At 68.6% G+C, this 395-nt stretch carries 1 protein-coding gene; it reads right to left on the reverse strand.

Annotated features, from left to right (window positions below):
- Positions 1 to 53 precede the first annotated feature (53 nt).
- Positions 54 to 395, reverse strand: a 342-nt coding sequence (locus AC1DUE_RS20560; protein ID WP_477041253.1) for a sugar nucleotide-binding protein, incomplete at its 5' end; no start/stop codon positions are given.

A 395-nucleotide genomic window follows, 5' to 3' on the forward strand; every position in this document is an offset into this window, starting at 1 on the left:
GCCCGCAGACCTCGCTGCTTCGGGAGACAGGCCTGCGACCGCAGTCCGGGCAATTAAGCCGTCGGGGTGAGGAACTGGTGGGCGCCGCGCAGCGTGGTGCGAAGTCTGCGTTGGGTTGCGCGGCTGTCGAGGCGTACGTCGACAGGCCCCCGAAGTGCGCTGTGGGCCCGCAGGCCGGTGGGCAGTCGGGTTGCGTCGAGTCCGTCGCGCCTGGCGATGAGTATGCCGAGTTCATGACGGCTCAGGGCATCGCTTCCGCCAAGATGATGGATGCCGCTCGCATCAGCCGACGCGAGTTCCAGCAGAGCCGCGGCCAGGTCGGCCACATGGACCGGACAACGGATGTCGTCGGTGAACAAGACCCCGACGCGGGCCCCGGTGGCCAGTTCGTGCAC

Source organism: Cellulomonas sp. P4_A2 (genome assembly GCF_056402515.1).